The organism is Streptomyces sp. NPDC033165, assembly GCF_055577965.1.
The window spans coordinates 198,385-209,042 of the sequence record NZ_JBVIPK010000012.1 but is presented as its reverse complement, the minus strand read 5'-3'; the positions used below and the strand labels follow the sequence as shown (position 1 = coordinate 209,042).

Genomic DNA, 10,658 nt, shown 5'->3' with positions numbered 1-10,658 from the left:
GAGTGATTTATCGGAGCATGAGATGAAGGGGAGGGGGGCTGGGGCCGGGAAGGGGGGGCCCGCCCGCTCGGGGGGGGGGGGGCGCGGCCTACCGGAGAGAAAGAGGGGGGGGGGTCCCCCCCCCACCGCCCGGGCGGCCGGTGACCTCTGCGGAGGCCACCGGCCGCCCGTGTTCTCCCCGCACACGCCCCCGGACGCATCTGTTGATTCTAACAAGCGCTTGGTAGCTTTCGGTGAACCCTCTGCCCGGAAGGCGAACCACGGAGGCGACCCATGGACCAGTCCCAGCGCATCGACTTCGCCGGTCGCGCGGTGCTCGTGACCGGCGGCACCAAAGGACTCGGGGCCGCGATCGCGCGGGCCTTTCTGGCGGGCGGCGCGAACGTCCTGGTCTGCGGGCGCACCACCCCGGCCGCCCTGCCGTCGGCGGGCGGGCGCGAGGCGGCGTTCCGGGCGGCGGACGTACGGGACCCGGGGGCGGCCGCGGACCTGGTCGCCGCGGCGGCCGGGCGGTTCGGGCGGCTCGACGTCCTCGTGAACAACGCGGGCGGCTCCCCCGAAGCCGACGCGGCGACCGTCTCCCCGCGCTTCGTCGACAAGGTGGTCGCGCTCAATCTCCTCGCCCCGTTCTACGTGGCCCAGGCGGCGAACCTGGTGATGCGGGAGCAGACGACCGGCGGCAGCGTGATCAACATCGGCAGCGTCTCCGCCCACGATCCGCAGCCGGGCACGGCGGCCTACTCCGCGGCCAAGGCGGGTCTGCTGGGACTCTCCCGGGCCCTGGCCCTGGAGTGGGCGCCGAGGGTCCGGGTCAACCACATCACCGCGGGCCTCGTCCGCACCGAGAACGCCGCCGCGCTGTACGGCGAGGACGGCGGAGAGTCGGTCGCGGGGACGATCCCGATGCGGCGGCTGGCGGAGCCGGAGGACGTGGCCCGCGCCTGCCTCTGGCTGGCGTGCGACCTCTCCTCGTACGTCAACGGCGCCGATCTCGCGGTGCACGGCGGCGGTGGAATCCCGGCGAGACACCTGGCACGCCGGACCGAACACCCCTTTTCGTCCCCTTGACGATATGGAGAGAGACCCCTTATCGTCGCATTGACGAAATGAAGGGGGCCTCATGGCCGACATCACCCGCCGCCTCGGCTGGCGTCATCTGCGCTCCGCGCCCACAGCCCACATCCGCCACCACAAGCGCGGCCGCCTCGCCCACGACGGCCGGGGGCTCAGCTTCTGGTACCGCTCGCTGTCGGCGGCGCTCTCCGAGGTCCCGGTGGACGACCGGGAGCTGGCCATGGCGTTCCACGCCCGTACGGCCGACTTCCAGGACGTCACCGTACAGGCCACGGTCACCTACCGGATCAGCGATCCGGCCGAGGCCGCGGACCGGCTCGACTTCTCCGTGGACCCGGACACCGGGAGCTGGCGCGGGGCGCCGCTGGAGCAGATCGCCACGCTGCTGACCGAGACCGCGCAGCAGCACACGCTGGACGTGCTGGCCCGGACCCCGCTGGCCGCCGCCCTGGTGGACGGCGTCGCCTCCGTACGCGAACGGGTCGCCACCGGTCTCGCCGCCGAGCCCCGGCTCCCGGCCACCGGCATCGACGTGGTGGCCGTGCGCGTCGTCGCGATCCGTCCCGAGGCCGAGGTCGAGCGCGCCCTGCGCACCCCGGCCCGCGAGCAGATCCAGCAGGAGGCGGACCGGGCCACCTACGAGCGGCGGGCTGTAGCCGTGGAGCGCGAGCGCGCCATCGCCGAGAACGAGCTGGCCAGCCAGATCGAACTGGCCCGGCGCGAGGAGCAGTTGGTCGACCAGCGCGGCACCAACGCCCGCCGCGAGGCCGAGGAGAAGGCCGCCGCCGACGGCGTACGGACCGAGGCCGAGGCGGCTCGCACCGTGCGCCTGTCCCGGGCGGAGGCCGAGGCGGCGCGCGAGACGGGCGCGGCCCGCGCCGAGGCCCAGGCCCGCTGGCTGCGGGTGCACGGCGAGGTCGACCCGGCCACGCTGCACGCCCTGGCGGCGACCCGGCTCGCGGAGAACCTGCCGCGGATCGAGAGCGTCACGCTCTCCCCGGACGTCCTCACCGGCCTGCTCACCAGGCTCGGTCGCACGGACGGCGGGCCGGGCGCGTGAGCCTGGCCCCCCGGGCGGTGCTCGTGCACCGGCGCACCGAGTACGAGGAGCTGCTCGCCCGGCACGGGACGCACGGGCAGGCCGCGTTCTTCCTCACGAGCCGGGGCCGGGCGATCGACGAGGTGGTCCGCCGCCACGAACGTACGCGGCAGGCACTGCGGGACGTGGCGGCGGCCGTGCCGCTCACCTGGCGCTCCACCCGGGTCGAGCGTGCGGACCTGGACCGCTTCCTGTTCGCGCCGGAGGACGTGGTGGTCGTGGTCGGCCAGGACGGCCTGGTCGCCAACGCCGCGAAGTACCTCTCCGGTCAGCCGGTCGTGGGCATCGACACCGACCCCGGGCGCAACCCCGGCGTCCTGGTCCGCCACCGCTGCGCCGACGCGGCCGCCCTGCTGCGCGCCGCGACCGCCGCCGGGGGCCGGGCGGAGGAGCTGACCATGGTCGAGGCGGTCGCCGACGACACCCAGCGCCTGGTCGCGCTCAACGAGATCTACGTGGGTCCGCCCGGTCACCAGACGGCCCGCTACCGCCTGGGCCCGGAGGGCGGGGCGGCCCCGGGCGAGGCCCAGGCCTCCTCCGGCGTGCTCGTCGGCACGGGCACCGGCGCCACGGGCTGGCTCCGCTCGCTGTGGCTGGAGCGCGGCAGCACCCTCACCCTGCCCGCACCGGGCGACCCGCGGCTTCTCTGGTTCGTCCGCGAGGCCTGGCCCTCCCCCGCGACCGGGACGTCGCAGGTGGCGGGCGAGCTGGGGCGGGGTCAGGGGCTGCGGCTGACCGTGGAGTCGGACCGGATCACGGTCTTCGGCGACGGGATGGAGTCCGACGCCCTGGAGCTGACCTGGGGCCAGAGCGTCCGGCTCGGCATCGCGGGGACGTCGCTGCGCCTGGTGACCTGACCTCCGGCCCGGCCGGCCCGGTCGCTTCGCTACCGTGTGGGCGTACCGGCACCGGAGAGCGGAGACCCAGCACCATGACAGCCGATCCCGTCACCGCACCCGCCCGCAACACCCGTCCGCCCACGGCGCAGGCCGCGCTCGGGGTCGGGGTGATCGTCGAGGACGGGCAGGGGCGCGTACTGCTGGGACGACACCACAGCGGTACGTGGGAGCTGCCCGGCGGCAAGGTCGACGCCACGCACGAGTCGGTCGCGGCGGCGGCCGCCCGGGAGCTGCGCGAGGAGACCGGTCTCGTGGTCGACGAGGCGTCCGTGGACGTCTTCGCGATGGTCCATGACGTGATCGGCGGGATCAACCGCATCAGCATGGCGGCACTCGTGCGCCTCGCGTCGGGTGTTCCGGAGGTGACCGAGCCGCACCTGATCAGCGCCTGGCGGTGGACCGTGCCCGAGGAGCTGCCGACGCCGCTGTTCGACCCGTCGGCGCAGATCCTGGCGGCCTGGCGGCCGGAGCTGGGCGTCGCCCACCCGCCCGCGCATGTGCTGCGGATCGCCCCGGCCCAGGAGACCTCGCGGTAACGAATGCGTACAGATGCGGGCGAATCGGACCGGATGTATGAATGAGGGACCATCCGTGCGATCGGAGTAGGCCCCCATGGACGATTACCCGCTCCTGAACGTCTTCCTGACCATGCTGTACCTGTTCCTCTGGGTCATGTGGTTCTTCCTGCTGTTCAAGGTGATCACCGACCTCTTCCGGGACCACTCGCTGAACGGCTGGGCCAAGGCGGGCTGGCTGGTCCTCGTGATCCTGCTGCCCTACCTCGGCGTGCTGATCTACCTCGTCGTCCGCGGGCGCAGCATGCACGAGCGTGACGCCCAGCTGGCCAAGGACTCGGAGGCGGCCTTCCGGAAGTACGTACAGGAAGCCGCGGGAACGCAGGGCGGGTCCGGCCAGAACGGCCATGTGACCGATCTGGCGAAGCTCGCGGAGCTGAAGGACAAGGGCGCGCTCACCCCCGAGGAGTACGACCGGGCCAAGGCGAAGCTTCTCGCCTGAGGGCCCGGCCGCTCAGGCGCCGTTCACCGCCCTCGCCGCGTCCCTGGAGCGGGCCGCCCGCATCAGCGGCTGCCAGGCGTCGATGAGGAGAGCGAAGTCGGCCATGTCGTCCGCCGCCTTGTCCAGCAGCTCCCGGCGGCGGGCGGCCATGGCGTCGGCGACCTCGGTGTAGCGGTGGCCCAGGGTGCGGTAGGCCCCATCGAGCACGTCGAGCCGTTCCCCGTTCTCCGTACGGTCGAGCAGGGTGCTTTCCCTGACGTACCCGGCGACGAGGGAGGCACGCACGTGCCCGTCGCCGTCGAGGAGGCCTTCGCCCGCGGCGGCCATACGGGCGTAGACGGCGTTGAAGTAGTGCGTCGACAGCAGGAACCGCACGAAGCGGAGCTGGTAGGCGAGGAAGCCCCGGTCGGTGCGGCGCTCGCCGGTGTAGTAGTTGACGATGTGGCGGTTGTGCAGGACGCCGGGGAGCTTCGCGTCGTGCACCAGGTGGGAGAGGAAGTAGTCGCTGCCGATGGTGTCGGTGGCGGGTGGCAGGGGGACGCGTTCGTAGACGTCGTCGATGAAGCTGATGTTGCACATGTCCACCCGTGCCGGGCTGACGGCGGTGAGGGTGGTGTGGTCGCGGGTGAAGGGTGTGGTGCCGGCTCCCCGGAAGGACTCGTCCACCAGCTTCCGCCGCCAGATCTCCGGGCACTCGGCGGGGATCGAGAGACCGACGACATCGTGGTAGACGGCCGGGTCGGCCCGGCTCATCTCCTCCAGGTCCACCGACATCTCACCGATGAAGGAGCCGCCGACCAGCGCCACCGGCCGGTCCGCGCAGGCCGGGTCGAGCCGGGTCCTGGTGGGGTGACCGGCGGCGGCCACGTCGGCGGCCCGCCGCCCGAGGGACGTCAGCTCGTGGTGGACCGGGAAGACGGGCTCTCCCTCGTGACTCTGGTAGCGGCCGTCGGAGTCCCTCCGGTGGACGGACGTACAGCCCAGGGCGCTCGCGACGAGGAACGCCCGGTTGGTGCAGGCGCCGTAGGACACGCCGTCGGGCAGCATCAGGCCGAGCACCCGGTCGGGCGCTTCGGTGCCGGACCGTTCCAGGGCCGTACGCAGGAACGTCCGCTGCCGCTCCTCATCGACGTGGTGGACGACGACTCCGGAGGCCGGGCGCAGCGCGTCGGCAGCCGCGCGGTTCCCGGCGAGCGCGGCCGGTTCGGAGGTGTCGAGGATCAGCAGCCGGACCTCGGTGTCGAAGTGGCGGGCCGCGTAGTCCGCTTCCGCGCCGAGCGCCGCGATGGCTTCGGTGCAGGCCCGGTTGGTGGGGAGGGCTAGGCAGATGCGTCGCATGCCGGCTTTCCGCTCGTGTCCCCGGCCCGGACCGCCGGCCCGTCCGTCTCTTCCGTCTCGTCCTTGTCGTGCCACGAGGTGAGGCCGAGGAGGCGGCGGCCGAGGCCGTCCAGGGTGGCCGTCTCGTACCGGAGGGACTCGTGCCGGATCGCGTCCCCGGCCAGTGTCCTGTTCCAGCGCGGGGTCCTGAGGTGCCGCCAGGACTCGACCCGGGAGGAGCGCAGGGTCTCGTGCTCCTCCAGGGCGGGCATCATGGCGAGGTACTGGACCGCCCGCGCCCCGTCCCGCGAGGTGTTGCGCGCCACGCCGTGGGCGAGGAGGCCGTTCCAGATCAGCAGGTCGCCCGGGTGGAGATCCGGTCGTACGACGGGGAACTCGTCCCGGTCGACGGCGGGTCTGATCGGGTCCCGGTCCTCCGGCTGCACGGCCTTCCACTGGTCGAACCGGCGGAACAGCTCGGGCGAGCACTGGAAACCGCCCAGCTCGGGCCGGGTGTCGTTGAGCGCGATGATCCCCTGGACGCGCTGCGGCGGGACGTCGAGCGTGGTGTCGATGTCCCAGTGCAGCTCGATGTCGAAGCCCCGGTCCGTGGGCTCGATCAGGGCCCGGTCGCGGTTCTTGATGTTGGGCGGATTGAGGTTGAGCCGGTCCAGGGTCACCCACAGCTCCTCGCAGTCCCAGACGTCGACGAACGCGTCGTACACGCGCCGCGTCTGGCGGCTGACCCAGAGGAGCTGGTGGTGGTACGCCTCCACGAAGCCGTAGATGTGGAGCTGACGGTCCAGGTCCGAGCGGAACGGCCGGTCCTCGTGCCAGCTGTCGGGCCGGTTCGGGTCGAGGCCCTGGAAGTCCCAGGTGAAGTCGAGGAGCCTGCGCGCGGCGGCCGCGGGGATCGCCTCGCGTACGACGACGTAGCCGTAGGTCTGCCAGTGCGCGAAGTCCTCCTCGCTGAGCACCCGCAGCGGGCGCGACTTGTCGAGTTCGCGCAGGGAGGTCTGCGCGAGGTACGACTCCCCGTCCGCGCTGAAGTACGGGGTGTTCGAGGCGGCGCGGTGCAGGTGGGGGCGGCGGCGGATGCGGTCGGGGCGCGGCGTCGGCATGGGGTCCTTTCCGGGAGGGGGCGGGGTGTCGGTCAGCGGTAGGCGCGGGCCTGGAGCTCGAAGAGCTCCGCGTAGAGGCCCCGCCGGGCGAGGAGGCGGTCGTGGCTGCCGTGTTCGTGGACCGTGCCGTTCTCCAGCACGACGATCAGATCGGCCGACCGGACCGTGGAGAACCGGTGGGAGATGAAGAGGGTCAGCGAGCCGGAGTCGGAGCGGGCCCGGTCGGCCGCGTCGGTGAACCGCTGGAACAGCTCGTGCTCGGCGGCCGCGTCCAGGGCGGAGGCCGGTTCGTCGAGCAGCATCAGCAGCGGGTCCTCCCGGAGGAGGCAGCGGGCGAGGCCGAGCAGCTGCCACTGGCCGCCGGACAGTTCGGCGCCGTCGCCGTACCCCTTGCCGAGCAGTCCGTCCAGGCCGTCCGGCACCCGGTCGAGCACCCGCTCGGCGCGGGCCGCGGCGATCGCCTCGCGCAGGGCGGGGTCGTCGTGCAGGACGGGCAGCCGTCCGATCCCCACGTTCTCGCGCAGCGGCAGTTCGAGCCGGGCGAAGTCCTGGAAGAGGGGGGCGATCCGGGCGGACCACTGTGCGGGGTCGAGGTCGTTCAGGTCGGTGCCGTCCACCAGGATGCGGCCGGAGGTCGGGCGGTACATCCCGCACAACAGCTTGACCAGGGTGGACTTGCCCGCGCCGTTCTCCCCGACGAGGGCGACGGTGGCTCCGGCAGGGAGGGTGAGGCTGACGTCGGCGAGCACGTCGCGGTCGCTGCCTGGGTAGCGGAAGGACACGTTCTCCAGACGGATGCCCTGCTCCAGCCGGTCCGGGGCGGGACGCGAGGCCGGGCCTGGTTCCTCGGCCGCCATGGCGCGGAGCCGGTCGAGGCGTTCGAAGGTACGGCCGGCGCCCTGGAGCATCGCGAGCAGGCCGAGCCCGCTCGCCACCTGGACGCTGACCTGCACCGCGAGCGCGATGACGAGAATGATGTCGCCGGCCCCGGCAGCTCCGTCCAGCGCCTGGCGGATCACCAGCCACAGTCCGCCTCCGTAGGCGAGCGCGAACAGCAGCTGCCCGCCTGCCCGCAGGGCGGCCGCGCGCAGGGCGGCACGCCGCAGCAGATCGGTGGACCGCCGCCAGGCCGCCGCCTGGAGCCGCATCAGCTCCCCCTCCGCACCGGCGAGGCGGGCCTCGGGCACGGAGTGCCCGGACGTCGCGAGCGCCAGCAGGTGGCGGCTGAGCCGGGTGGACTCCGCGGAGCGCTCCTTGGCCCGGTCGAGGACCGCCTGGGCGCGGTCGGCGACCAGGACCGGCGGCACCGCCGCGAGGGGCAGCAGCGCGAGCCACGGGTTGACGGTGGCGAGGATGACGGTGGTGATGACGGCCTGGAGGGCGAGGCCGCAGATCTGGAGTACGGCCTCCAGCGAGGCCCTGGTACGGGACACGTCCTCGCGGACCAGCGTCAGTGTGTCGGCGAACTCCGCGCTGTCCAGGTGCTCCAGGCCGCGGGTGCCGTTGGAGACGGCCAGCACCTGCTGGTGCAGCGCGGTCTCCTGCTGTTCGCCCAGCTCGAAGTAGAAGAGGTGCGCGAAGTGCCCCATGGACAGTTCGAGGACCAGGGCGACGGCGACGCCGACGGCGAGCCAGGCCGTGGTGGCCACGGCTCCGTCGAGGGCGCTGTCGGTGAACTCCCGCAGCAGCAGGGCCATGGCGGGGGTGGCCAGGAGGCCGACGAGGAGCAGGAGGGCGGCGGTGCGCAGGCGCCTGCGGTCCAGCCGGTGGGCCAGGACGAGCAGGGTGCGTACGGCCGTGAAGAGGGTGGTCACCGGGCCTCCTCCGGGACGGGACCGGCAAAGCGCTGCGCCTGGAGGCGGAACAGTTCGGCGTACCGGCCGCCGAGGGCGGTCAGCTCCTCGTGGGTGCCCTGTTCGGCGACCTTGCCGTGCTCCAGGACGACGATGCGGTCGGCCCGGCGGACGGTCGAGAAGCGGTGCGAGATGACCACGCTGGTCAGCCCCTTGGTCATGGTGAGGAAGCGGTCGAAGAACTCCACCTCGGCGCGGACGTCCAGCTGGGCCGTCGGCTCGTCCAGGACGAGCAGGTGCGACCCGCGCTCGGCGGCGTAGAACGCGCGGGCGAGCGCGACGCGCTGCCACTGTCCGCCGGAGAGGTCGACGCCGCCTTCGTACTGGCGGGAGAGCACGGTGTCCGGGCCCTCCGGCAGCCGGGCCAGGATGTCGTCCAGGCCCGCGCGGGCCACGGCGGCGTCGAAGGCGCGGGGGTCGGGGGCGCCGCCGGGAGCGCCGAGCACGACGTTGTCGCGCAGGGACAGCTCGTACTGGTTGAACTTCTGGAAGATGACGGCCAGTCGGCGCCGCCATTCGCTGCCGGACAGGTTCCTCACGTCCGTGCCGTCGGCCGTGATGCGCCCGGACGACGGTTCGTGGAGGCGGGTGAGCAGTTTGACCAGGGTGGTCTTGCCCGCGCCGTTGAGGCCGACGACGGCGGTCGAACGGCCCGCCTCGATCTCCAGGTCGAGATGGTCGAGCACGGCGGGTCCGTCGGGGGTGTAGCGGAAGACGACGTCCTCGAACCGGATGCCCCGGGTCAACGGGCCTACGGCCGAAGCCGTGGCCGCGGCGGCGGCCGGGGGGACGGAGGCAGCCGCTGGGGCGGCGGCGGCCCGGGGGGCCGTCGTCTCCTCGGCGGCTCGGCGCGTGAAGGCGGTGAGGGAGTCGTACGACTGCATGCCGTACAGGGTCTGCACATCGCACTCGGGGAAGTAGACCCCGAACCGCATGGGGATGAGCACGGCCTGGAGGGCGACCGCCATGGTCAGCAGCGACAGCTCACCGCGGGCGGCGGGCCCGGCGAGCAGCAGCAGGACGCCGGTGCCGCCCGCCAGACCGACCAGGGCCAGCACGACGAACGGCCCCATCAGGATGCGGCGGCGCCCCGCCCACAGCGGGTCGAGGTAGTCCCGCATGTCCTGGTGGTGGCGGGTCCGGAACCAGTCGGCAAGACCCAGGACCCGGATCTCCTTGGCGGCATCGGTGCCCCCGGCGGTCCGGAGCATGTACGCGATACGGCGCCGCTGTCCTGCCATGTCCTGGTAGAGCTCGGAGAACCGGCCGAGCGAGCCGCGCTGTCCGAACCGCAGGACCAGCGCGGTGGCCCCCGTCAGGATGCCCGCCCACGGGGAGAGGGCGACCCCGACGAGTACCACGGCCCCCAGGAGCTGGGTGTAGCGGGCGATCAGCGCGATCGCCCCGCCCACCGCGTCGCCCGGCGTGGGCAGCAGCCGGTCGAAGGCGCCCCGGGCGTCGCTGAGCAGGTCGAGGGTCTCCTCGCGTTCCAGCATCGAGACCGGCGAGCGGCGCAGGGCGGTGTCCATCAGCCCGGTCACGCACTGCCCGTCCACCTTGCGCGTCGCCACCTCGCCGAGCACGGCCTGCAAGGGGGCCAGCAACTGCTGGAGGACGAAGGCGCCGAGGGCCAGGAACAGGGCGGCGAACACCCCGGTCGCGCCGCCGGACACGGCCTGGGCGTCCGGCAGCCGGTCGAGCAGCACGCTCATCCAGACGATGAAGGCCAGCGGAAGGAGGCCGATGAGGACGTTGAGGACGACGGCGGCCGTCAGCAGCCCGCCGCCCACGCGCGGCAGCAGTCGCAGCAGGACGAGCCAGCGGCCGACGCGGGCGCGTACGAAGGGCACGGCACGCGAGGCAGGGGGCGACGATGACAAGCGCTTCTCCTCGGTCGGGCAAGCGGACGAGCGAGCGGTGGAGCAGTCGAGCAGGCGGACGAGCGAGCGCTCGGGCAAGCGGTCGTGCAGGCAGTCGTGCAGGCGATCGGGCATGCCCGCAATCAGTCATGCGGGCGGTCGGGCAACCGGTGGTGCAGGCCGACGAGCAGGCGGGGGCGACCCCCGGAGGGATGCCCCAAACAATTGGTCCAGACCTCCTGCGCTGTCAAGTGCCGTATTGGAACCCGGACATGAGGAGGATTTCGTTCCGGAGGTGGCCCCGATCCCGTCGGTCGATGAGGATTCAACTTGGTCTAGACATGCAACGGCGGCCATGGTTACTGTCGAGCCGATTCACCGCCGAAGCTCAACCACGCCGCCCCCCAGAGGCGCCCCGG

At 72.9% G+C, this 10,658-nt stretch carries 9 protein-coding genes; 5 read left to right on the top strand and 4 right to left on the bottom strand.

Annotated elements, in window-relative coordinates; genetic code table 11:
- Positions 1-273: 273 nt before the first annotated feature.
- The 5 genes from ACZ5WC_RS25890 to ACZ5WC_RS25870 all read left to right on the top strand — a co-directional run bounded on the left by ACZ5WC_RS25890 (position 274) and on the right by ACZ5WC_RS25870 (position 4,089).
- Positions 274-1,068 carry an SDR family oxidoreductase gene (locus tag ACZ5WC_RS25890; RefSeq protein ID WP_468543040.1) on the top strand — a complete coding sequence of 265 codons (795 nt, stop codon included), beginning with the start codon at positions 274-276 and terminating at the stop codon, positions 1,066-1,068.
- A gap of 52 nt (positions 1,069-1,120) precedes the next feature.
- Positions 1,121-2,134: an SPFH domain-containing protein gene (locus ACZ5WC_RS25885; RefSeq protein ID WP_468543039.1), complete on the top strand. Its 1,014-nt coding sequence runs from the start codon at positions 1,121-1,123 to the stop codon at positions 2,132-2,134.
- Entirely contained in the window at positions 2,131-3,030 is a 900-nt protein-coding gene (locus tag ACZ5WC_RS25880) for a hypothetical protein (RefSeq protein ID WP_468543038.1), read from the top strand. The genes ACZ5WC_RS25885 and ACZ5WC_RS25880 overlap by 4 nt, the downstream gene beginning before the upstream one ends.
- A gap of 74 nt (positions 3,031-3,104) precedes the next feature.
- Positions 3,105-3,608 carry a nucleotide triphosphate diphosphatase NUDT15 gene (locus ACZ5WC_RS25875; protein WP_468543037.1) on the top strand — a complete coding sequence of 168 codons (504 nt, stop codon included), beginning with the start codon at positions 3,105-3,107 and terminating at the stop codon, positions 3,606-3,608.
- 76 nt (positions 3,609-3,684) lie between these two features.
- Positions 3,685-4,089 carry an SHOCT domain-containing protein gene (locus tag ACZ5WC_RS25870; protein ID WP_468543036.1) on the top strand — a complete coding sequence of 135 codons (405 nt, stop codon included), beginning with the start codon at positions 3,685-3,687 and terminating at the stop codon, positions 4,087-4,089.
- A gap of 12 nt (positions 4,090-4,101) precedes the next feature.
- Here the strand turns inward: ACZ5WC_RS25870 and ACZ5WC_RS25865 are convergent, their stop codons facing one another.
- From ACZ5WC_RS25865 to ACZ5WC_RS25850, 4 genes are read right to left on the bottom strand one after another with little or no spacing between them, the layout of a single operon-like run.
- Complete coding sequence (locus ACZ5WC_RS25865; protein ID WP_468543035.1) at positions 4,102-5,427, bottom strand: DUF6271 family protein; 1,326 nt, start codon at positions 5,425-5,427, stop codon at positions 4,102-4,104.
- Complete coding sequence (locus ACZ5WC_RS25860; protein WP_468543034.1) at positions 5,409-6,527, bottom strand: phytanoyl-CoA dioxygenase family protein; 1,119 nt, start codon at positions 6,525-6,527, stop codon at positions 5,409-5,411. Before ACZ5WC_RS25860 ends, ACZ5WC_RS25865 begins: the two co-directional genes overlap by 19 nt.
- A gap of 32 nt (positions 6,528-6,559) precedes the next feature.
- Positions 6,560-8,341 carry an ABC transporter ATP-binding protein gene (locus tag ACZ5WC_RS25855; protein ID WP_468543033.1) on the bottom strand — a complete coding sequence of 594 codons (1,782 nt, stop codon included), beginning with the start codon at positions 8,339-8,341 and terminating at the stop codon, positions 6,560-6,562.
- On the bottom strand, positions 8,338-10,374 hold the full coding sequence (locus ACZ5WC_RS25850) for an ABC transporter ATP-binding protein (RefSeq protein WP_468543032.1): 2,037 nt from the start codon (positions 10,372-10,374) through the stop codon (positions 8,338-8,340). Before ACZ5WC_RS25850 ends, ACZ5WC_RS25855 begins: the two co-directional genes overlap by 4 nt.
- Positions 10,375-10,658: the final 284 nt, after the last annotated feature.